22 protein-coding genes and 1 pseudogene are annotated in these 21,930 nt (G+C 64.1%); 17 read left to right on the top strand and 6 right to left on the bottom strand.

What is annotated here, in order from left to right; genetic code table 11:
* The first annotated feature begins 21 nt into the window (after positions 1-21).
* The 6 genes from ASILVAE211_RS00495 (at position 22) to nanR (ending at position 6,395) form a co-directional block, all read left to right on the top strand.
* The gene (locus ASILVAE211_RS00495) at positions 22-474 is read left to right on the top strand and encodes an RpiB/LacA/LacB family sugar-phosphate isomerase (protein WP_227319330.1); all 453 of its coding nucleotides are present in this window, start codon (positions 22-24) and stop codon (positions 472-474) included.
* Positions 471-1,871: a four-carbon acid sugar kinase family protein gene (locus tag ASILVAE211_RS00500; protein WP_227319331.1), complete on the top strand. Its 1,401-nt coding sequence runs from the start codon at positions 471-473 to the stop codon at positions 1,869-1,871. The genes ASILVAE211_RS00495 and ASILVAE211_RS00500 overlap by 4 nt, the downstream gene beginning before the upstream one ends.
* 16 nt (positions 1,872-1,887) lie before the next feature.
* Positions 1,888-2,727: a phosphogluconate dehydrogenase C-terminal domain-containing protein gene (locus ASILVAE211_RS00505; RefSeq protein ID WP_227319332.1), complete on the top strand. Its 840-nt coding sequence runs from the start codon at positions 1,888-1,890 to the stop codon at positions 2,725-2,727.
* A gap of 11 nt (positions 2,728-2,738) precedes the next feature.
* Positions 2,739-4,424, top strand: coding sequence for a hypothetical protein (locus ASILVAE211_RS00510; RefSeq protein ID WP_227319333.1), 1,686 nt, complete (start codon positions 2,739-2,741; stop codon positions 4,422-4,424).
* A 37-nt stretch (positions 4,425-4,461) separates the two neighbouring features.
* A complete protein-coding gene (locus ASILVAE211_RS00515) occupies positions 4,462-5,496 on the top strand; it encodes a Gfo/Idh/MocA family protein (protein WP_227319334.1) in 1,035 nt (344 codons plus the stop codon).
* 95 nt (positions 5,497-5,591) lie between these two features.
* The gene (gene nanR / locus ASILVAE211_RS00520; RefSeq protein ID WP_227319335.1) at positions 5,592-6,395 is read left to right on the top strand and encodes a transcriptional regulator NanR; all 804 of its coding nucleotides are present in this window, start codon (positions 5,592-5,594) and stop codon (positions 6,393-6,395) included.
* A gap of 16 nt (positions 6,396-6,411) precedes the next feature.
* Here nanR and ASILVAE211_RS00525 read toward each other — a convergent pair whose 3' ends face one another.
* From ASILVAE211_RS00525 to ASILVAE211_RS00535, 3 genes and pseudogenes are all read right to left on the bottom strand, one after another.
* A complete protein-coding gene (locus ASILVAE211_RS00525) occupies positions 6,412-7,302 on the bottom strand; it encodes a CDP-alcohol phosphatidyltransferase family protein (RefSeq protein WP_406566007.1) in 891 nt (296 codons plus the stop codon).
* A 185-nt stretch (positions 7,303-7,487) separates the two neighbouring features.
* Positions 7,488-8,150: pseudogene (locus ASILVAE211_RS00530) on the bottom strand (phosphatidylserine decarboxylase); the annotation flags it as partial.
* Between the two features lie 21 nt (positions 8,151-8,171).
* Positions 8,172-9,323, bottom strand: a complete 1,152-nt coding sequence (locus ASILVAE211_RS00535) for an Ig-like domain-containing protein (protein ID WP_227319337.1) — start codon at positions 9,321-9,323, stop codon at positions 8,172-8,174.
* Between the two features lie 240 nt (positions 9,324-9,563).
* Between ASILVAE211_RS00535 and ASILVAE211_RS00540 the strand changes: the two genes are divergently transcribed.
* Positions 9,564-10,148, top strand: a complete 585-nt coding sequence (locus ASILVAE211_RS00540; RefSeq protein ID WP_227319338.1) for an LOG family protein — start codon at positions 9,564-9,566, stop codon at positions 10,146-10,148.
* 27 nt (positions 10,149-10,175) lie between these two features.
* The gene (locus ASILVAE211_RS00545) at positions 10,176-11,015 is read left to right on the top strand and encodes a 23S rRNA (adenine(2030)-N(6))-methyltransferase RlmJ (RefSeq protein WP_227319339.1); all 840 of its coding nucleotides are present in this window, start codon (positions 10,176-10,178) and stop codon (positions 11,013-11,015) included.
* 16 nt (positions 11,016-11,031) lie between these two features.
* Here ASILVAE211_RS00545 and ASILVAE211_RS00550 read toward each other — a convergent pair whose 3' ends face one another.
* Together ASILVAE211_RS00550 and ASILVAE211_RS00555 are read right to left on the bottom strand one after the other, a co-directional pair.
* Positions 11,032-11,667: a 2OG-Fe(II) oxygenase family protein gene (locus tag ASILVAE211_RS00550; protein WP_227319340.1), complete on the bottom strand. Its 636-nt coding sequence runs from the start codon at positions 11,665-11,667 to the stop codon at positions 11,032-11,034.
* A gap of 70 nt (positions 11,668-11,737) precedes the next feature.
* A complete protein-coding gene (locus ASILVAE211_RS00555; RefSeq protein ID WP_227319341.1) occupies positions 11,738-12,397 on the bottom strand; it encodes a ribonuclease D in 660 nt (219 codons plus the stop codon).
* 138 nt (positions 12,398-12,535) lie between these two features.
* On the opposite strand from ASILVAE211_RS00555, the gene ASILVAE211_RS00560 reads away from it, so the two are divergent.
* The 9 genes from ASILVAE211_RS00560 to ASILVAE211_RS00600 all read left to right on the top strand — a co-directional run bounded on the left by ASILVAE211_RS00560 (position 12,536) and on the right by ASILVAE211_RS00600 (position 21,015).
* Positions 12,536-13,450: an ROK family protein gene (locus tag ASILVAE211_RS00560; protein ID WP_227319342.1), complete on the top strand. Its 915-nt coding sequence runs from the start codon at positions 12,536-12,538 to the stop codon at positions 13,448-13,450.
* A gap of 41 nt (positions 13,451-13,491) precedes the next feature.
* Positions 13,492-14,298, top strand: a complete 807-nt coding sequence (locus ASILVAE211_RS00565) for an inositol monophosphatase family protein (protein WP_227319343.1) — start codon at positions 13,492-13,494, stop codon at positions 14,296-14,298.
* A 76-nt stretch (positions 14,299-14,374) separates the two neighbouring features.
* Positions 14,375-14,791, top strand: a complete 417-nt coding sequence (locus ASILVAE211_RS26435) for a type II toxin-antitoxin system RelE/ParE family toxin (protein ID WP_456304479.1) — start codon at positions 14,375-14,377, stop codon at positions 14,789-14,791.
* 13 nt (positions 14,792-14,804) lie between these two features.
* Positions 14,805-15,110, top strand: coding sequence for a HigA family addiction module antitoxin (locus tag ASILVAE211_RS00575; RefSeq protein ID WP_227319344.1), 306 nt, complete (start codon positions 14,805-14,807; stop codon positions 15,108-15,110).
* Between the two features lie 88 nt (positions 15,111-15,198).
* Positions 15,199-16,377, top strand: a complete 1,179-nt coding sequence (locus tag ASILVAE211_RS00580) for a permease (RefSeq protein WP_227319345.1) — start codon at positions 15,199-15,201, stop codon at positions 16,375-16,377.
* Between the two features lie 129 nt (positions 16,378-16,506).
* Positions 16,507-17,439 carry a ketopantoate/pantoate/pantothenate transporter PanS gene (gene panS / locus ASILVAE211_RS00585; RefSeq protein ID WP_319799521.1) on the top strand — a complete coding sequence of 311 codons (933 nt, stop codon included), beginning with the start codon at positions 16,507-16,509 and terminating at the stop codon, positions 17,437-17,439.
* Positions 17,440-17,505: 66 nt separating this feature from the next.
* On the top strand, positions 17,506-19,008 hold the full coding sequence (locus tag ASILVAE211_RS00590; protein ID WP_227319346.1) for a DNA-3-methyladenine glycosylase 2: 1,503 nt from the start codon (positions 17,506-17,508) through the stop codon (positions 19,006-19,008).
* A complete protein-coding gene (locus tag ASILVAE211_RS00595) occupies positions 18,992-19,546 on the top strand; it encodes a methylated-DNA--[protein]-cysteine S-methyltransferase (RefSeq protein WP_227319347.1) in 555 nt (184 codons plus the stop codon). The genes ASILVAE211_RS00590 and ASILVAE211_RS00595 overlap by 17 nt, the downstream gene beginning before the upstream one ends.
* Complete coding sequence (locus ASILVAE211_RS00600; protein WP_227319348.1) at positions 19,543-21,015, top strand: M81 family metallopeptidase; 1,473 nt, start codon at positions 19,543-19,545, stop codon at positions 21,013-21,015. The genes ASILVAE211_RS00595 and ASILVAE211_RS00600 overlap by 4 nt, the downstream gene beginning before the upstream one ends.
* A gap of 152 nt (positions 21,016-21,167) precedes the next feature.
* Here the strand turns inward: ASILVAE211_RS00600 and ASILVAE211_RS00605 are convergent, their stop codons facing one another.
* On the bottom strand, positions 21,168-21,890 hold the full coding sequence (locus ASILVAE211_RS00605; RefSeq protein WP_227319349.1) for an SDR family oxidoreductase: 723 nt from the start codon (positions 21,888-21,890) through the stop codon (positions 21,168-21,170).
* Between the last annotated feature and the right edge of the window lie 40 nt (positions 21,891-21,930).

Below are 21,930 nucleotides of genomic sequence, written 5' to 3' on the forward strand. Positions count from 1 at the left end.
GCGTTTCTTGGAGACTATGTGATGAAGATTGTTGTCGGTGGTGACAGTGCGGGCAAGCCGCTCGCGGATATCCTGGTCAAGCATCTCGCGGCCCAGGGCCATGAGGTGATTGACCTCGGTGCGCAGACGGGTGAGCTTTACGCGAACCTCGCCGATCGCGGCGCCAAGGAAGTTCTGGAAGGCCGTGCCGAACGCGGCATCCTGTGCTGCGGCACGGGCATTGGCGTTGCGATTTCCGCGAATAAGGTGCCGGGCATCCGCGCCGCGCAGACGCACGACACCTACTCGGCCGAGCGCGCTGCCAAAAGCAACAACGCGCATTTCATCACCATGGGCGCGCGCGTGATCGGCAGCGAATTGGCCAAGGCCATCGCCGACAAGTTCCTGGAATCCGATTTCGATCCCAAGGGCGCGTCCGTTGCCAATGTCGACGGCATCAGCAGCCTCGACGCGAAATACACGCGCTGCTCATGAGCGACGCTGCCACCATGACCGCAGGTCTGCCCGAAGGGCCCATCGTCGCTTTCTATGGCGATGACTTCACGGGCTCGGCCGCGACGATGGAGGCGCTGACCTTCGCGGGCCTGCCTTCGGCGCTGTTCTTTGCGGCACCGACGGCAGAGCAGCTTGCGCGCTTTCCGGGCCTGCGCGGTATCGGCATTGCCGGCATCGCGCGGTCCCAGACCCCGGCCTGGATGCAGACCCATTTGCCGCCGGTCTATGAGGCGCTGCGGGAGACCGCAGCCCCTATCGTGCATTACAAGATCTGCTCGACCTTCGATTCCGCGCCGCATGTCGGTTCAATCGGTGCGGCCATCGATATCGGGCAGGGGATCTTCGGCAATAGCTGGGTGCCGCTGGTGACGGCGGCACCCGCCATTCACCGCTATCAGGCTTTCGGTAATCTTTTCGCGACCGTCGCCGGGCGCGGTTTCCGGCTTGATCGTCATCCGACGATGAGCCGTCATCCTGTCACGCCGATGCATGAGGCCGATCTCGGCCTGCATCTGGCGCAGCAGACGGCACGTGCCATCGACGTCGTCGATTTCGTGTCGATGAAGACCGGCCAGGCGGATGCGGAATTCGCCAGCCGCCGCGCGGCCGGTGCTGAAATCCTGTCCCTCGATATCGTCGATCAGGAGACGCTGGCAGAAGCCGGCCGTCTGGTCTGGGAAAATCGTGAATACTGCCAGTTCGCAGTCGGCTCTCAGGGGTTGGAATATGCCCTGATCGCCTATTTCCAGAAGCGTGGTTGGATCGCGCCGCAGGCGCAAGCCCCGATCACGGAGCGTGTGCGTCAGGTTGTGGGCGTCTCGGGGTCCTGCTCGCCGGTGACGGCCCAGCAGCTCGATTGGGCGGATGCCAATGGCTTCCGCACGCTGCCGCTGGACGCGACCAAGGCGGTCGCGGCCGATAGCTGGGACGCTGAGATCGCGCGGGCTGTGACCGCAGCCCTCGGCGTTCTGTCCGAGGGTCAAAGCCCGATCCTCTATACCGCGCGCGGTCCGGATGACCCATCCGCCCATGTGCTGCGTCCGGCGGTGGAAGCCGCTGGCGTGACCATGGAAGAGGTCAATGACCGCATCGGCAACGGCCTCGGCCGGATTCTGAATGCGACGCTGCGTGAGACCGGCCTCCACCGTGGCATAATCGCCGGTGGTGATACATCAAGCCACGCGGCGCTTGCGATGGGTGTTTATGCGCTGACGGCGGTGGCTGCCACCGTGCCGGGCGCCGCACTCAATAAAGCCCATTCCGACGACCCTGCCCATCGCGATCTGGAACTTGCCCTTAAGGGCGGCCAGATGGGCCAGCCGGACTATTTCGGGCGTATCCGGGCCGGTGGCCAGGATATCGCCTCAACCATTTGATTGAAGGATCAAGATCATGACCAAGGTTGCTCTCCTCGGCGCCGGCGGCAAGATGGGCGTTCGTCTCGCCACCAACCTCAAGGGCTCGCGTTTCGACGTCGACCATGTCGAAGTGTCCGATGTCGGCCGTGAGCGCCTGAAGGCCGCCATCGGCGTCGATTGCGTCGATATGGACGTGGCGCTGGCCCAGGCCGATGTCGTTCTGATGGCCGTGCCGGATCGTCTGATTGGCAAGATCGCTCACTCGATCATCGACAAAGTTCGCCCCGGCACCGCGCTCATCGTGCTCGATGCGGCCTCTCCCTATGCCGGTGAAATGCCGGTGCGCGACGACGTCACCTATTTCGTGACCCATCCCTGCCATCCGCCGATCTTCAACGACGAGACCGACATGGCGGCGAAGAATGACTTCTTCGGCGGCATCTCCGCGAAGCAGCATATCGTCTGCGCGCTGATCCAGGGTCCGGAAGAGCATTACGCGCTCTGCGAGGAAGTGGCCCGCAATATCTACAAGCCGGTGATGAAGGCTCATCGCTGCACCCTGGAAGGCATCGCCTTCCTTGAGCCCGCCCTGTCCGAGACGGTTGGCATCACCCTCTGCCTCGCCATGAAGGAAGCGGTGGATGAAGTCGTGAAGCACGGTATCGACCGCGAAGCCGCGACCGATTTCATGCTCGGCCACATCAATATCGGCCTGTCCATCGCTTTCGGCGTCTTCAAGGAAGGCAAGTTCTCGGATGGCGCGATCCACGCCATCAACCAGGCGAAGCCGCAGATCTTCCGTGACGGCTGGCTGGAGCGCGTCTTCAACAAGGAAGCCGTTCTCCAGTCCGTCAAAGACATCTGCAACGCCTGATCCAAGCTGCCATGACGGCACTCTCCACGCCCTGTCAGCGGCTCCAGATCGGCGACCTCGTCGCCTATATGGATGCGAATGGCAGCTTTCTGCGCGCCATCGCGCTGCCGGGCGAGGAAGTGTTTCGTGGCATCGGCTTCGTTGTGCGCGATCAGCATTGGGGCACCTACACGCTCCAGGCTGATCCGCAGATCGAAAAGACCGACGACAAGATCACGGTCCGTGTCGCAGGGCGGATCGACGCCGCAGATGGCGCGCTGGACTGGTCCCTGGTCTGGACAATGACCCCGCAGGGGCTTTCCGCCGTTTGTGACTGCACGAGCGTGGATGGCTTCCCGACGACGCGCGCCGGCTTCGTCATTCTGCACAGCCTGGATGCCGCGCGGGCGCAGCCAATTGCCGTTACCCATGATGACGGCACAATAGACCAGACGCATTTCCCCGATCTCGTCTCACCGCATCAGCCGTTCATGGCCGTGGCGGGGATGGACTATACGACCGCCGCTGGCCATGCGCTGCGCCTGCGCTTCGATGGCGAAGTCTTCGAGACCGAAGACCAGCGCAACTGGACCGATGCGTCTTACAAAACCTATTCCCGGCCGCTGTCCAAACCCTTTCCCTATCGCATCACCACGGCCGCGCCCGAGCAGCAGCGCGTTGAGCTGTCTTTCACCGCGGTCGCGCCGGCATCGTCGGCTGTCTCCGCCGCACCGGTGATTTTGCGAGAGACCGCCATGCCGCGCCTCGGCATCGGCGTCTCGCCCGGCGCGTCCACCACAGGCTTGAGCGATGCGATCCGCGCGCTGACCCCAGGCTTCACGGCAATCGAAATCGATCTGGCGCGCGACCCCTTGCTGGTGCAGACGCGCCTTATTCTGAAGGCGGTACCGGGGACCATCCGGCTTGATATCCGCCGTGCTTCGGCTGAAGCGGTTACCGTCGCTCTCGGCACGCTGGCCCCGCTTCTGGCCGGGCGCGATGTCATAGGCGTGTCGCTTTGGGATGCCGATGCCGCTTTGATCGAAGCCGCAAGGCGCATTCTGCCGGCTCTGCCGCTCGGTGCGGGCACCGGTGCGTTTTTTACCGAGCTCAATCGCGGCACCGCTTGGCCCGAGAGCGCCGATTACCTGACCTGGACTTCGACACCGACCTATCACGGCTCGACCGACGACACGATCGGCGAATCCATCGGGCCGCTGGGCGATATCCTGCGCACGGCGTGCGCGAAGTTTCCTGAGCAGCGCTTCCAGATCGGGCCGCATACGCTGGGCGCACGCTTCAACCCGAATGCGACGACGGCGGAAGGCCGCGCCCGTCCGGCTGACCCCGATCCGCGTCAGGCACAGACCATCGCCGCCGCCTGGATGCTCGGCATGCTGGCAGGCTATGCCGATGACGCGGTCGAGACGATATCCTTCTTCGAAGCGCAGGGGCAGCGTGGTTTGATCAACGCGGAAGGCCAGCCGGCACCGGCCGCCGCTGTGTTCAAGCATCTGGCAGAATTTCAGGGTGGCCGTATCGCCATTCTGTCCTGGCCCGGTCAGTCTCGCTTGTGCGGTCTGCGCCTGACCGGCGCGGCGGGTGTCACCTATTGCATTGCCAATCTTCATCACGAAGCCGCCGAGGCCGTTTTGCCTGAAGGCGGGCGCTTGCGCATAGACGGTTTCGATACGGTGTGGCAGCAAGTGCCGGACTGAACGGCGCCTGACTGATCAGGGAGGATAAAAACTAAAAATGACGACTGAAACCAAGCTCCGTATGGCTCTGATTGGCTGCGGCTTTTTTGCGCAGAACCATCTCCATTCCTGGGCCTCGATCCCTGAGGTCGAGATCGTCGCCGTCTGCGACCGCGACGCGGCCAAGGCAGAAGCGGCAAAGCAGAGTTTCGGCGCAGCCCGCGCCTATACCGATGCGGCGGAAATGTTCGCGGCCGAAAAGCTGGATTTCGTCGATATCGCGACGACGATGCAGACGCATCTGGCTTTGGTTGAAATGGCGGCGGCGCGCGGCGTGCATGTCATCGTGCAGAAGCCCTTGGCGCCCAGTTTCGCGGATTGCCAGACAATCGTGGATACCTGCGCGAAAGCCGGCGTGCGCTTGATGGTGCATGAGAATTTCCGTTTCCAGTCGCCTATTCTGGCGGCCCGCCGGGTGCTGGCCGAGGGCCGCATCGGCCGCCCCCATTACTGCCAGGCCTCCTTCCGCAGTGGCTATGATGTCTTTTCCGGCCAGCCTTACCTTGCGACCGAGAAGCGCTTCATCCTGATCGACCTTGGCATCCATATCCTGGATGTCTGCCGATCCATCATGGGGGAGGCCGAGACGCTGTACTGCCAGACCCAGCATATCAATCCGAAGATCGCAGGCGAGGATGTGGCAACCAGCCTCATCCGTCATGTCGGCGGCGGTGTCAGCGTCGTCGATTGCAGCTATGCCAGCCGCCGTCTGCCCGAGCCCTTTCCGCAGACCCTGCTGCGGATCGAGGGCGAGCATGGCACCATCGAACTGCTGGAAGGCTACCGGCTGCGGGTGACCTCGCATGGCGAAGTCACGGAAGAAAATGTTGAGCCGGAAACCCTGTCCTGGACGCAAAAGCCCTGGCACGTTTTGCAGGAGAGCGTGCTCAACCTGCAGCGCCATTGGGTGGACAGCTGGCGGAAGGGGGCGGCACCGGAAACCTCGGGCACCGACAACCTGCGAACCTATGCGCTGGTCATGGCGGCTTACCAGTCCGCCGAGAGCGGCAGCATCGTGACTCTCGCCTCCTGACACCCGTTTGGGCCGGCGGTTGCGATCGGTCAGACCATTGGCTAGGCAGAGCGGTACACAGTGATGGAATCGGTGGCCACAGAATGGCAAAAGGCGTGACAATTTCGGCCAAGGAAGAGGCAGCGGCGCCGGCGCGGCGGCGGGACACGCTTCCGGTCCGCAAGATTGTTCGCCGCAAGCTGTCGGATGAGGTCTTCGACCGCCTGCTGAAGGAGATCGAAACCGGTCTCTATGCGCCCAATGCCCATATCCCGTCCGAACGGGAATTGATGGCAGCCTATGGGGTCGGCCGGCCGGCGATCCGGGAGGCGATGCAGCGGCTTGAAAAGCTGGGCCTGATCGTCATCACCCATGGCGAGCGGGCGCGCGTCTCCCAGCCGACGGCAGCCGATGTCATCGGCCAGATCGAACATTCCGCCCGGCATATTCTGATGACGCAGCCGGGCTCTCTGTCGCAGTTGCAGGACGCGCGTATTTTCTTCGAAATCGGCATGGTGCGCGAAGCAGCGCGCCTGGCTGATGCGCAGGATATTGTCAGGCTTGAGGCCGCTCTCGCGACCCAGGCGGCGTTCCTGGACAAGGATTCAGGCCGCTTTGTCGCGGCGGATATGGACTTTCACACCACGATCGCGGCGATTTCGCGCAATGGCGTGCTGGAAGCGGTCAGCCGCGCCATGCTGCACTGGCTGAGCCAGTTCCACGCCAGCCTGCTGCTGTGGAAGGGCCATGAGACGGTGACGCTGGAAGAACACCGCATCATTCTCAATGCCATCATCGCTCATGACGAAGATGCGGCGGCGGAGGGCATGCGCACGCATCTGATGCGCAGCCGGGGCCTGTTCCTATCCCCAACGGCGCAGGTTTTCGCGCCGTCGCCGATTTCCAATATGACCGCCTGACGGCCGCAAGGCCCGGTCAGGCGGCAGTTGTCTCGGTCTCGTCCGTTTCCGCATCCTCGCCCATACGCATGGCCTCGGCCTCGCCGCGCAGGCGGCGGAAGCTGCGCGTGGAGAAGGGTAGCATGCCCACATAGATGACGCCGGCCAGAGCAAGGGCTGCCCAGGGCTCGGCCAGCATGAAGGCGGCATAGACGCCGGTGCCGAGCAGAATCGGCAGCACGGCCGGGGCCGGCACCTTGAAATTCTTGAAGCTCCAGACCGGCAAGGTGGAGACCAGCAGCAGGGCTGTTCCGATCAGCACCAGGGCCACGACCGCCGGGTTATGCGACAGCGTATCCAGCCATTGCATCCCGACCAAGCGGGATTCGAGGCCGAGGAAGATCGGGAACAAAGCCACAAGCGCACCCGCCGGGGCCGGCACGCCGGTAAAGAAGCCGGCGGTATATTTCGGCGCGGGGGCCGAATCGAGCGCTGCATTGAAGCGCGCCAGGCGCAGCGCCATGCAGACGGCGAACATCAGCGACGGAATGAAGCCGACGCCCCCCAGCCGGTGCAGCGACCACAGATAAAGCAGAAAGGCCGGGGCTACGCCGAAGCACAGGAAATCGGCGAGACTGTCGAATTCCGCGCCGAAACGCGACGTGCCCTTCAGCAAGCGGGCGATGCGACCGTCCAGCCCGTCGATGACGGCAGCGACCATGATGGCGATCACGGCGGCGTCGAACTGACCGTCGAGCGAAAACCGGATGCCCGTCAGGCCGGCGCAAAGGCCGAGCATGGTCAGGACATTCGGCAGAACGCGGTTGAAGGACGGGCCTTTGTAGCGCGGGCGGTGGGCCGGCCGCTTCAAGCGGCGCCGGCGCCGAACCGGCCAGATACGGCCGTCCGGCGAGCCGGGGGCCCGCAGATCGCTCACAGCTTTTCCGGTTCGATCAGGCCTGAGGGCGGTGTCACCGCACTCGGCTCGATAGCGGTCGAATGCATCTCACCCAGCGGATCCAGCACGGTAATCTCCGGCTCGGTGATTTCGGGCGTGATCTCGTCTTCGAAGCTTTCCGCCAGCGGGTCGATCTCGACCACGGGGGGGCCGCTGATATCGGCGATTACGGTCTCACCGCCGATCATCGTCTGGCCCTCGGTCACCAGGGGCAGCACGCCGGCCGGAAGATAAAGATCGGTGCGGCTGCCGAAGCGGATGATGCCGAAGCGGCCACCGGCCTGAACATGGTCGCCTTCCTTGACGTCGCACAGGATGCGGCGGGCGATAAGGCCCGCAATCTGCACCACCGCAATCTCACGCCCGTCTTCCAGGCGAATGGCCAGTGCATTGCGCTCGTTCTCGTCGGACGCCTTGTCCAGATTGGCGCTGACGAATTTGCCGTGGCGATAGGCGATGCGCGTCACCGTGCCGTCGGCCGGCATGCGGTTGACGTGGACGTCCAGCACCGAGAGGAAAATCGCGACGCGCCAGCGGGGCAGGGCGCCCAGGCCGAGTTCGGAGGGCGGCACGGCCAGGGCCACGCTCGTCACATGGCCGTCAGCCGGGGCCAGCAGCACATTCTGCCGCGCGGGCGGAAAACGCTCCGGATCGCGGAAGAAATAGAGGCAGAAGATGAGGAACAGAACGCCGATCCAGGCGAGCCAGCTCGCGAAGATAAGGCCGATCAACACCACCGCCGCGCCGATCGCGAGGAAGGGGCGGGCGGCCGGGTGCGGCGGGGAGAAGACGTATTTGAAGGGACTAGGATGCGCCATGATGCGCGCCTGTTAACAGGTCTACCCCTGGTTTGTCTCGCTCCGCTTCATTTTCCTGACGCTCGACATATCCGGGGCATGGGACGCTTCGTCCTGGCTGGGCATATGAAAAACCTGGCCCGGATAGATTTTATCGGGGTCGCGGATCTGATCCATGTTCTTGACGAATATCGCGGTGTACTGAACGCCGTGGCCGTAATTCTGCCGTGCGATGGTCCAGAGGCAGTCCCCGGGCTGCACCACGGATTGGCCGGCGGCGAGGGATTGGGCAAGGCTGGCGCGGGCGAAAGGCACTTCGCTGCGGGCAGCAACGCGGCCGGCTGACGTCAATTCGTCTGTGCGCAGGCTGTACAGGCCGGGCTTGAGATCCTGCGGCGGGGTCAGGGTCCAGGTGCCCTTCGCATCCGCTGTCGCATCGCCGATCGGCTTGTTGTTCACGTAAAGCCGCACGGCGCGGCCGGGCCGGGCATGGCCCGTGAAGCGGATGCGGCCTTGCTCGTCATATTGCACGATATCGAGGCCGACCGGGCCGGAATGACCGGCGGGGCCGATCAGCAGTCGCGGCGGTGCATTGCCCTGGGAGAGCACGACCAGCGGCCCCGCATTCTGGGCGGCGGCCGTGCCTGCGGTGCCGCCGCCGGCGGGCAGGCTGAGCAATACGGTCGTTTTGGCCGAAGCATCCCCGGCGCGGGCCGCCGTGCCGCTGACCGAAAGCTGCTGGACGCCGGCCGGCAATGTCGCTTCGGGCAGGAAGACCCACTGTCCGTCATCATCGGCGGTCACGGTGCCGAGCGTGGTATCGCCGTTCTGGATGGTCAGCTTTTCGCCTGGTGCTGCACGGCCGGCCATGACGAGGTCGCCGTCCTTGTCGACCCGCACCACATCCACGCTGGGCGCGGCGGCATTGGCGGCGGCCGGCGTCTGAACAGGCGCGGGCATGGCCGTGATTGCCATGCTCTGGGCCGGTTTCGCGGGGGCAGAGGCCGGCGGCGCGGCTGCCGTCACGACGGGCGCAGGGGCCTGCGGGTAGAGCTGGCCATGATTTTCGTACAGATACAGCGCGCCGGCGCCCAGAACGCAGAGCGCGGCCAGCCCGATGCCGCCCATATGGCGGCCGGGCCTGTCCGATGAGCCGGGTGCGTTATGGGGCGCGTTACCTGTAGCCTCAGTCATGGGCGATCTATCCTGCCGCTCAGCCGAATCCATTAGCGATTAAGGATGTTTCTATCACGTTTTCGCGTGGAAAGCGCAGGGGAAAGTCGCGCGGAAGGACGCCTATATGACGATGGCATGACGCGCATTCCGGCGTGCCGTCAGGCTGCCCGCCGCCACCCGCGCGTTTTGGCGGTTGCGGTGCCGCTTCCTTCATGGTCAGTCACCTATAGGGTCAACCTGTTGCAAAGGACGAACGGAATGCCGGCGATCAAAGCGGTTACAGTTTTCGGCGGTGCGTCTTCAGGCAGCAGCCCGGTCTTCCGGGAAATGGCGACGGCCCTGGGCGAGCAATTGGCGCGGGCGGGCATAACCGTCATTTTCGGCGGCGGCAGCATCGGCATGATGGGAGCAGTGGCTGACGGCGCATTGGCGGCTGGCGGACAGGTGATCGGCGTCATTCCGGATTTTCTGGCGCGCCGCGAAGTGGCCCATACAAAAGTGACCGAGATGATCGTCACCGACAGCATGCATAGCCGCAAGCGCCGGATGTTCGACATGTCGGACGCCTTCGTGACCCTGCCGGGCGGGCTCGGCACGCTGGACGAGACATTCGAGATGATCACCTGGCGGCAGCTCGACCTGCATGCCAAGCCGCTCCTGGTCTGCGACATCGAGGGCTGGGGCACGATCTTCGCGGATATGGTCGACAGCTATGCCGAAATGGGCTTCGTGCCGGCCCATGCGCGCGACTTCTTCGAGGTGTTGGAAAGCGTGGAGGCGATCGTCGCGCGGCTGGTTGAGCTGCCGGTAGTCGAAACCAAAACCGACAGCGCCCGTCTCTAATCTCACGCCACAAGGTTTTCGATCGCCGTGAACTACCGCCACGCCTTCCATGCCGGCAATTTCGCCGACTGCATGAAACATGTCCTTTTTCTCTGGCTCCTGCGGGCGCTGGGGCGGAAGGAGGCCGGGTTCCTGACGCTCGATACCCATGCCGGTATCGGCCATTATGACCTGTCCGGACCGGAGGCGACCCGGACAGGAGAGTGGCAGACCGGCATCGGCCGGCTGCGGGACGCGCGGGGCCGCCGGGGCGTTAAGCTGCCCGACGGCATTATCGACTATCTGGATATGGTCGACCGGCTTGGCCTCTATCCAGGGTCTCCCGCGCTGGTGGAGGCTGTGCTGCGGCCGCAGGACCGGCTGATCGCCTGTGAATTGCATCCTGAGGATCAGGCGATGCTGCGCCGGCATTTCCGCGCCAATCCGCAGGTCGCCGTGCATCTGCGCGACGGCTATGAGGCAATCCGCGCCTTTCTGCCGCCGAAGGAGCGGCGAGGGCTCGTTCTGATCGACCCGCCTTACGAGAAGACGGATGAATTCGCGGCACTCACCCAGGCGCTGCGAGAGGGCTATGAGCGCTTTCCCGGCGGGGTTTTCGCTGCTTGGTATCCCATCAAGCATCGCGGTCCGGTACGCGCCTTCCACACCGCGCTGGCCGAGGCCGGCATCCGCGATGTCGTGGCGGCCGAGGTGCTGCTGCGCGAGCCGGTGGACGTGGACCGGTTGAACGGCAGCGGGCTGCTAATCGTCAACCCGCCCTGGCTGTTCATGACGACGGCGCCGTCCATCCTGCAATCGCTGGCCGATATCCTGGGCGACGGCGAGCCGGGCGCCGGCTACCGCCTCACCCGCGTCGCAGGAGAGTAGCGGGACTGTTTCGGGATCAGGCGGCGGAGGAGGTCAGGCGCTTGATGAAGGCCGAAACCTTGTGGCGGCGCATTTCGGACCGCGCGATCGAATCAGTCGTCATGTAATTGAGCTGGATGACATAGCGCTGGCCGACGAACTGCTTATGGCCATGCCACGTGGTCGGGCCGTTCGGGAAGACCAGCAGCGTGCCGTTCACCGGCGGCACTTCGCGCACGTAATCCTCGATATCGTCCGGGCCACGCAGCAGGCGCAGGCAGCCTTCGCGCCGCGCCCAGGCTTCCGTCTCAGGATTCAGATACAGCAGGATCGTCACGCGCTTGGTTGTGCTGTCGCAATGGATGCGGCCGTCCTTTTCGCGCGAGGCGCCGCGCAGCGTCACCATGGTGGGCGCGCCGTCGAGGTCGAGGCCGAATTTTTTCGCGACCGCCGCGCGGAAGCGCGGGCCTTCCAGCGCTTCCATCAGTTCCTTGGCATGCGGACCGAAGCGCAGGGAATCGATGGGGAAGGAGCCGCCCTTGCTGAGCTTGGGCAATTCCTGAACCACGGCAGCGAGAGAGTCCGCCTTCACGAAATTCTCGACCACGATATGGGTATAGGGGTCGCTCGCCACCGGCGTTGCGTCGAAAGCCTGATAATCGAGGTCGATCATTGCCCTGGTCCCGATCCTAATAGACGCCGCAGTTTACCACAGCCGGCGCCGGTTGCGAGCGTGTCGCAGCTCAGCCCTGATGGGCGAAGATATCCGGCATGTCATAGCCGAGCAGGTCCAGCTCGCAGCGGGCCGGCAGGAAGTCGAAGCAGGCTTGCGCGATATCCCGCCGGTTTTCGCGGATCAGCAGGGCTTCCAGCCGCGCCCAGAGCGCGTGCAGGTGCAGCACGTCCGAGGCCGCATAGGCCAGTTGCTCGGGGCTCAGTTCAGGATTGCCCCAGTCGCTGGTCTGCTGCTGCTTGGAAATATCGACGCCCAGCAACTCGCGGCAGAGGTCGCGCAGGCCGTGGCGCTCGGTGAAGGTTCGCACCAGCTTGGCCGCGATTTTGGTGCAGACCACGGGGGTCGCGCGGATGCCCAGCGCGTGGAACAGGATCGCTACATCGAACCGCGCGAAATGCATCAGCTTCTGGCGGGCGGGGTCAGCCAGCGCCGCTTTCAGATTGGGGCAGTCATAGCCCCGGCCGCCAAGGGATTCCGGGATCAGTTGCACCAGATGCGCCTGTCCGTCACCCGCCGAAAGCTGGATCAGGCATAGCCGGTCCCGCATGGGGTTCAGGCCCATGGTTTCGGTATCCACGGCAACCGACGGTCCCAGATCGACATCGGGCGGCAGGTCATGCTGGTGCAGGTGGATGGTGGCATTGGGGAGAAACAGGGTCTTGGCCATGCGCGTGCCTAGCGGATGGGGTTCCCCGCCTCAAGCATCATCCCTTTCAGTCCCGTGAGATGACAGGTGTCGAGGGGAGCGGCATAAGTGACCGTAGACGAGGCGCACGACCAAGATGCGCCCGATGGCAGGGGATAGATGGCTATGCTGATCGGCATCGATTGGGGCGGCACCAAGATCGAAGGCATCGCCATGACGCCGGACGGCGCCGAGATCGCCCGGCTCCGTGCCGAGACGCCGCGTCATGACTATGACGGCTGCCTGACGCTGATCGCCAGTCTGGTGAAGCGGCTGGAGGCGGCTGCCGGCGGCACCGGTACGCTCGGCATCGGCATTCCTGGCTCGCTGGAACCGAAATCGCGTCTGGGCAAGGGCGCCAGCTCCACCTGGCTGCTCGGCCGGCCGGTCGAAGCCGATCTGAAGCGCGTGCTGGGGCGGGAGATCAGGGTCGAGAATGACGCCGATTGTCTGGCGGCGTCCGAAGCCGTGGATGGGGCCGGCGCCGGCTTCAATGTCGTTTTCGCGGTCATTCTCGGCACGGGCGCGGGGGCCGGAATCGCGGTTGGCGGCCGCGCCCATCACGGGCCGAATAACAGCGCCGGCGAATGGGGCCATAATCCACTGCCCATGCCGAACCTGACGGAACTGCCCGGCACGCCCTGCTATTGCGGCAAGCATGGCTGTATGGAGACCTGGGTCTCCGGCCGCGCCTTCCGCACCGATTACCTGCGCCACGCGCCGCCCGATATCGACCCCGATACGATCACCTCGCCGGGCATTATCGAGGCCATGCGCCGGGGCGACCGCCTGTCCGGATTGATCTGGCAGCGCTATGTCGATCGCGTGGCGCGCGGCCTGTCGCTGGTCGTCAACGCGCTCGACCCCGATATTTTCGTCATGGGCGGCGGCATGTCGAATGTCGATGAATTGTATCGTGACCTGCCGCCGGTGCTGGCGCGCTATACCTTTTCCACCGTTTTCGACACGCCGATCCGCCGGGCCAAGCATGGTGACAGCAGCGGCGTGCGCGGCGCCGCCTGGCTATGGCGCTGAGCGTCCGACCGCCGATCCGCTTCTTCCACGAAAGAGAAAAAATGGCTAATTTCGATCTCGATTCCCGCTTCGCCTTCGGCACCCGTCTGGTGGAGGAGGCGTCAGCCCTTGCGCTGGGCTATTTCCAGAGCCTCGGCACGCTGACGATCAAAAGCAAAGGCCCGCAGGACATGGCGAGCGAGGCCGATCTCAATACCGAAATCCTGATCCGGGACCGGCTGCGCGACGCCTTTCCGGAAGATGCGTTTCTGGGCGAGGAAACCGGCCGCACGGACGCGGTTGAGGGGGCGCGCGGCATCTGGGTGGTGGACCCTATCGACGGTACGCAGCCTTTCGTCAGCAATATGCCGAACTGGTGCGTCTCCATCGCCTTCGTGCTCGACGGCCGCACGGAACTCGGCTTCGTGGCCGCGCCCGCGCGGCAGGAGATTTTCATTGGCCGTCGCGGCCAGGGTGCCACGCTGAACGGCAAGCCGATCCATGTGCGGCCGAATGCCAAGATCACCGACGGGCTGACCGGCATGGGCCATTCCGCCCGCATTCCGCCCGCCAAATTCCTGCCGATCCTGGAAGCGCTGCTCAACAAGGGCGGCATGTTCTTCCGCAACGGGTCCGGCGCGCTGATGCTGTGCGATGTCGCCGCCGGCCGTCTGCTTGGCTATGTCGAGCAGCATATCAATTCCTGGGATTGCCTGGCCGCGCTTTGCATCATCGAAGCGGCGGGCGGCACGGTCAGCGATTTCCTGGCCCATGACGGCATGTGGACCGGCCATCCCCTGGCCGCCGGTGCGCCCGAGATTTTTCCGGTGCTGGCTGACCTCGTCGGCGTGAGTGCATTGAAAGGCTGAGCGTTTCAATTTTGGGCTGAAGCGCTTCCGCAACCGTCATGCCCGCGAAAGCGGGCATCTTCTATGCCCTGTTACAATGCCAAAGGGAGAGGATTCCCGCTTTCGCGGGAATGACGTCGTTTCAGTGAAAGCTGGAAACGCTCTAATCGGGGCAAGTGCGGCAAATTTTACGTTTGACGTAAGGCGTAAAATTTACTATTTTTCTCAATGGCATGATCAAGAGTTTTCGCTCGAAATCTTTGCGGGATCTGTTCGATGGCCAGTCCGGGATCCGGCCTGGAAAGCGTTTGAGCGCGTGGCGCGCCGGAAATTGCTCATGCTGGATGCAGCCAAAAGCCTGGACGATCTCCGTTCACCGCCCGGAAATCGGCTCGAAGCGCTTAAGCGGGATCGTGCGGGCCAGCACGCTATCCGCGTGAACGACCAATACCGGCTCTGCTTCGTGTGGGACCGGGACGGTGCCACGGACGTTGAAATTGTCGATTACCACTGAAGGAGGCGCGGTGATGGACAAGGCCTTGCTGATCCATCCGGGTGAAATTCTGAAGGAAGAATTTCTGGAGCCGCATGGCGTCAGCGCCAATAAGCTGGCGCAAAACCTGGGCATTCCGACCAATCGCGTTACGGCCATCATCAACGGAACAAGGCGGATCACAGGCGAAACCGCGATCTTGCTCGGTCATGCTTTCGCGACATCCCCGGAATTCTGGCTGAACCTGCAATTGCGCTACGACCTGGATACTGCACGAATGACGGTTTCAGAGGATGCGATCCGCAACGCCGACCACTTCGCCCGCAGCATGGCTGCCTGACCGCCAGCGACCGGAATAAGCGCTGGACCTTCCCATAGTGGGAAGCCTTATCCTCCCCCGTCAGGGCCGCTAAGCGGGAGTGACGGGTGTGAGTGCTTTTCTGAACGATTTGGGCCGGGCCGCGATGCTGATCATTGGCATGGTCTGGCAGGTGGGATGGAGCCTGGTGCTCGGTTTCGCCATTTCCGCGCTATTGCAGACCCTCGTCTCCAAACAGGGGATGCAGAAGGCGCTGGGCCGCAACGGGCCGAAGGAAATCATCCTGGCCACATTGGCGGGTGCGGCCAGTTCCAGCTGCTCCTATGCCTCCGCTGCTGTCAGCCGCACTTTATTCAAGCGCGGGGCCGCGCTGGTGCCGAGCCTCGCCTTCCTTTTCGCGTCCACCAATCTCGTCATTGAACTCGGCGTGGTGCTGCTACTGTTGATGGGCTGGCAGTTTATGGCCGGCGAGTGGATTGGCGGCGTGGTGCTGATCGGCATCCTCGCGCTGCTGGTGAAGCTCACCTATCCGGCGCAGCTGGTGGAAGCGGCGCGGCGCTTCCCCGAAGCCGGGGGCCATGGCCATGATCATGGCGCGATGGCGGAGGCTCCGGGCAGCGTCTGGCAGAAGCTCGGCCGCCGGGAGACCTGGGTTCACGCCTCCCATAGCTTCGTCATGGATTGGCGGATGCTGTGGAAGGATATCGTGCTCGGCTTCGTCATCGCAGGCATCTTGGGCGCTTTTGTGCCCGACGGCGTTTGGCAGTTCCTTTTTGTCAAAGGGGCGAGCCCCTGGATTCAGGTACCGGCCAACGCGCTGCTGGGGCCCATCGTCGCCATGCTGTCCTTCGTCTGCTCCATCGGCAATGTGCCCATGGCCGCGATCCTCTGGGGATCGGGCGTCAGCTTCGGCGGCGTGCTGGCCTTTCTCTTCGCTGATCTGATTGTGCTGCCGCTGCTGGATGTCTATCGGCGGACCTATGGCTGGAAGATGGCGGCCTATATCGGTGGCGTTTTCTACGCGACCATGGTGATCGCAGCCCTGATCATGGATCTGGCCTTTAACGGTCTGGGCTGGATTCCGGCGCGCAACCCGCATGCCGCCGCCATGATGGCGCACTTTTCCATCAACTATACCTTCGTCCTCAATCTCCTGTTCGGACTGGTGGCCGTCGGCGCCCTTGTGCTGGCGAAGCGCAATCCGATGCGGATGGCGCCGCGCCATTGCTGCGGCGGCGGCCGGGCGAAGCTGCCCGCAATGGACGAGCACGCGCACCACCATCACTAAACGGACAGCAGGCAGGCAATTTCGGCAATTTTCGACCTGAACGAAAGACGCTAGGCGACACATTCTTTCTGACCCTGCCCGTGCGTCGCTTCGGTCCTGAAGTCTGGCTCACGACCGGAGAATCGCCTGATGCGTGTCGTCACCCGCCTGTTCCCTCTCTGGGCCATCCTGATCGCGGTCGCCGCCTTCCTGGTTCCGCCGACCTTCAAAAGCCTTCTGCCCTGGGTGACGCTGTTGCTGGGTCTGATCATGTTCGCCATGGGCGTGACACTGACGCCGGGCGATTTCCGCCGCGTGGCGCGCGAGCCGGGGCCAGTGATTGCCGGGCTGGTTCTGCATTACATCATCATGCCGCTCGCGGCCTTCGTCATCGCCAAGATCCTCAGCCTGCCGCCGGAACTGGCGGTCGGCATGATCCTGGTGGGTTCGGTCGCCTCCGGCACATCCTCCACCGTCATGGTCTATCTGGCGGGCGGCGACGTTGCCTTGTCAGTGACGATCAGTGCCGTTTCCACCATCGTCGGCGTCATCGCGACGCCACTGCTGGTGCGCCTCTATGTTTCCCACGGCATTGCCGTGAATACCTGGGGCCTGCTGGAAAGCATTGTGCGCATCGTGCTGATCCCCGTCGCCCTTGGCGTCTTCGTCAATGTCGTAGCGCATAAGGCGGTGCGGAAGGTCGAGCCGATCCTGCCGCTGGTTTCCATGGTCTGCATCCTGCTCATCATCGCGGCGGTCGTGGCCGGAACGGCCGGCGCCATCGCGACCGTCGGGCCGATCGTCTTCCTGGCCGTGCTGCTGCATAACGGAACAGGCTATCTAGGCGGCTATTGGGGCGGCCGTCTGCTCGGCTTCGACGAAAGCATCTGCCGGACGCTTGCTTTCGAAGTCGGCATGCAGAATTCCGGTCTGGCCGCGACCCTGGGCAAGCTCTATTTCACGCCCCTCGCCGCGCTGCCGGGTGCCATTTTCTCGGTCTGGCATAATATTTCCGGCTCGCTTCTCGCGGGTTTCTGGAGCGGCCGTCAGCCGCAAGCCAAGGCTGTTACCCGTCAGGCATGACCGCGTGCGGACGGTCATGTCCGAAAACGGCGAGCGGCAGGGGCGGTTGCGTGGCATGATCCCGTCATGTTCACAGCCAATCCTCCTGTTGCGGAAAAGCTCGATCCCGCCATCTGCTACCGGGCGCTGACGACCCGCGACGCACGATTCGACGGCCGCTTTTTCACGGCCGTGCGCACCACCGGCATCTATTGCCGCCCGATCTGCCCGGCGCAGACCCCCAAAGAACAGAACTGCACCTTCTATCCCAGCGCGGCGGCGGCGGAGGTGGCAGGCTTCCGCTCCTGCCTGCGCTGCCGGCCGGAACGCGCACCAAATACGGCACCGGCCAATCCGCTCGTCGAACGCGCCATGGCGCTGATCGCGCTGGGCTATGCAACGGATGGACCCCGCCTGTCGCGCAAATTGGGTGTGAGCGAGCGGCATCTGCGCCGTCTGTTTGCCGAGCATCTGGGCGCCAGCCCGAAACAGGTGGCGGAAACGCGGCGGCATCTGCTGGCCCGGCAATTGGTGATGGAAACGGATTTGCCGCTGACCGATGTGGCACTGGCCAGCGGTTTCGGCAGCCTGCGCCGCTTCAATCATGTTTTCCAGGATCTCTATGGCCAGCCGCCCAGCCAGATGCGCCGCCGCTTAGCCAAGCCGCAGGCAGATCGCAGCTTCGCACTCAGCCTGCCCTATCGCGCGCCCTATGACTGGGATGGTGTCATCACGGCCCTTGCCGCCCATGCCATTCCGGGCGTGGAAGCGGTGACGCCGCAAAGCTATGCCCGGCTGATTACGCTCGGCGGTCATCATGGCACCGTTGTCGTGTCACCCGGGACGGGTGACAGCCTGACGGCGCGCATCGATTTTCCGAAACTGGCCTATCTGCCTGAGATCGTGGCGCGTCTGCGCGCGCTGTTCGATCTCGCCGCCGATACTGGGCTGATCGATGCGCATCTGGCGACCGACGCCGCCCTCGCCCCCTGGGTCGCCGCTCGGCCGGGCATGCGCGTGCCCGGTGCCTGGGACGCCTTCGAATGCGCCGTGCGCGTCATCCTGGGCCAGCAGGTCAGTGTGGCTGCCGGTCGCCGGTTGGCGGCCGAGGTGGTGACGCGCTACGGCACGGCGATCGAGACCGGCATTCCCGGCTTGACCGGTCTGTTTCCATCGCCGGAGCGTCTGGTCGCGGTTGCCGATCATCTCAGCCTCGACCTCAACATGCCGCGCGCGCGGGCAGCGGCCATCATCAACCTTGCCCGCGCGGAAGCTGAGAATCCCGATCTGCTGGCGCCCGGCGGCGATCTTGACCAGACCATCGGCCGATTGACGGCGGTCGCCGGCATCGGCCCCTGGACGGCGCATTGCATCGCGCTCTTCGCCTTGCGGGAGCCCGATGCCTTTCCGGCGCAGGATGTCGGCATGCAGCGCGTTTTGGGCGGGCTTTCGGCCAAAGCGCTGGAAGCGCGATCCGAAAGCTGGCGGCCCTGGCGAGCCTATGCCGCCATTCATCTCTGGTTGCAGGCTTTGAACACGGTTCCACCCGCGAAGACGGGCAAGGAGAAAAAAGATGCTCTTGTCGATTGATCGTATCCCGTCCCCGGTCGGGGAGATTTTTCTGGTCTTCGAAGGCGACGTTCTGCGCGCCCTCGATTTCCATGACTATGAAATGCGGATGCGCCGGCTGCTGTCGCTGCATTACGGTGCGGTCGCCTTGCAGCCCGCAGCCGCGCCGAAAAGCTTGCGCGCGCCACTGGACCGCTATTTCGCGGGCGACTTTCGCGCCATCAACAAGGTCAAGACGGCGACCGGCGGCACGGATTTCCAGCGCCAGATCTGGTCGGCTTTGCGCGATATCCCGGCTGGCGAGACCATGGGCTATGGCAAGCTCGCTGCCCGTATCGGCCGGCCGAATGCGTCCCGTGCCGTGGGGGCTGCCAATGGTGCCAACCCTATCGCCATCGTCGTGCCCTGCCATCGCGTCATCGGCGCCAGTTCCGCGCTCACCGGCTATGGCGGCGGCTTGCCGCGCAAGGCCTGGCTGCTTGAGCATGAGAATCCGGGCATGACACGGCAACACACACTTCCCGCCCTGGCGGAGGCGCTGCTATCCACGGTGGCATGAAACTTTTCATCGCTGCCCTCGATACCGAGACCAACACATTCGCCCCATTGCCGACCGGCGCGCAGGCTTTCGCGGAGGGCTTCGTCGCCCATGGCGATGCGACGAGTCAGCCTGAGAACTACTGCTCGGCGCAGCTTTATGTCTGGCGGTGCCGGGCGGAGGCTTTGGGCTGGGATGTGGCGGAAAGCCTCTGCGCCTTTGCCGAGCCGGGCGGCATCACGACGCGGCCTGTCTTCGAAGGCTTTCGCGACGAAATTCTGCACGACCTTGAGGTAGCAAAGCCTGATGTCGTGCTGCTCGCCTTGCATGGCGCCATGGTCGCGGACGGCTATGAGGATTGTGAGGGCGAGATCCTCAGCCGAGTGCGCGCCATCGTCGGCCCCGATGTGCCAATCGGCGTCGAGCTTGATCTGCATTGCCATCTGACCGATGCCATGGTCCAGGCCGCGACGGTTCTGCTGACCTATAAGGAATATCCGCATGTCGATATTCCGGTCCGCGCCGATGACCTGTTCACGCTGATCGCCGATGCCGCTGCCGGGCGCAGCAGGCCGGTGATGGCGGTATATGACTGCCGCATGGTCGGCATGTTCCGCCCCACGGCCAAGCCGATGCGCGACTTCGTCGATCATCTGGCGAAAGGCGAAGGGCAGGGCGGCATTCTGTCGCTGTCCCTCATTCACGGCTTTCCCTGGGCGGATGTTCCTGATGTCGGCGTCAAGCTGCTGGCGGTCGCTGATGGTGACACTGAAAAGGCGGCTGCCGCCGCGCGCCATTACGGCGAAGCCTTTTTCGCGCTGCGCAAGGAGGTTCTGCCTCATTGCCTGACATGCGATGCGGCTTTGGAAGTGGCGCTGGAACTGGCCGAAGACAAACCGGGCCTGCCCATCGTCATCGCCGATGTCGCGGATAATCCCGGCGGCGGCGCGCCGGGCGATGCCACGTTTTTTCTGCAAGCCGCTTTGGACCGGCATATCGAGCGCATCACCATCGGCTATCTATGGGATCCGATGGCCGTGCGCTTCTGTCAGGAGGCGGGGCTTGGCGCCAGCCTGGACCTGCGCATCGGCGGCAAATGCGGCGTGAGTTCCGGCGCGCCGGTCGATCTGCCTGTCACGATCAAGGCTTTGGCCGATGAGGTCTATCAGCGGTTCGGCGATGCGCCGGTCTCGCTCGGTGCCTGCGCCTGGGTGGAGAGCCAGGGCATCAATATCATTCTATGCAGTCTGCGCACGCAGAGTTTCCACCCTGAGGCGATGGTGGCGCTGGGGCTTGACCCGGCAACCCAGCGTATTCTGGTGGTGAAATCGAACCAGCATTTCCATGCCGGTTTCGCGCCGATTGCGGGTGACGTGCTGTACGCCTCGTCACCCGGCGCGCTGAGCCAGGATTTCGGCCGCATTCCCTATACGCGCCGCTCGCCGCGCTATTGGCCGCGCGACGAGGACCCGTTTTGTCCTGAAGGCTAGATCGTTTCGGTTTCAATTGAAGCGCCTTCCTCACCGTCATGCCCGCAAAAGCGGGCATCTTCTACGCTTTGCCGTGACGCCCAAGTAAGAAGATCCCGGCTCAAGGCCGGGATGACGTGTTTCAAAGTTGGTTCCAATTCACTCAACAAATCCTAAACCAGCAGGCCGCCGCCATCGGCGACCAGCACATGGCCGGTCGTGAATCCGGCCTGCATCAGGAACAGATAGGCTTCCGCCAATTCGCCCGGCTCGCCGACGCGGCCGACCGGCAGCTTGGCGCCGACGGAGGTGAACAGCGCCTCGCGGTCGGCTTCGGGAATATCCCGCCATAGCGGCGTGCGGATGAAGCCGGGCGAGACGAGATTGACGCGCGTGGGGGCCAGTTCCACAGCCAGTGCCCGCGTCAGCCCCTCCATGCCGGCGCAGATGCTGGCGCCCATGGCCCAACCGCCCTGCGGCGGACGGGCGCCCGCGATGCCGGAGCTGAAGACGATCGACCCACCCGGCCGGATGCGGGGTGCTGCATGTTTGGCAGCGGCGATGGCACCCCAGAAACGGGTTTCCATGAAGCGGCGCGCGGCCGTGAGCTCCATCTCGGCAATCGCGCCCAGCATCAGGCTTTCACCGGCCGTATAGGCCAGGTGATCCAACGTACCGATCTGCTCGAACAGGCCAGCGACGGCGGCCTCGTCGGTCAAATCGACCGCATGGCCTGCGGCGGCAGCGGGCAGACGAGCCAGAGCCGCGTCCAGATTGGCCTGGGCGCGGGAAACGATAATCGGGCGGCCGCCAGCCGCCGCCACGCCTTCAGCGATGGCGAAACCGATACCCGATGTTCCGCCCAGCACGACCACGGTTTTGTCTTGCAACGTCATTGTCTGTCCCTTTTGGCGGTGAACCCGCCGTGAGACGGGT

Origin of the sequence: Acidisoma silvae, assembly GCF_020618775.1 — a bacterium.
Lineage (GTDB): Bacteria > Pseudomonadota > Alphaproteobacteria > Acetobacterales > Acetobacteraceae > Acidisoma > Acidisoma silvae.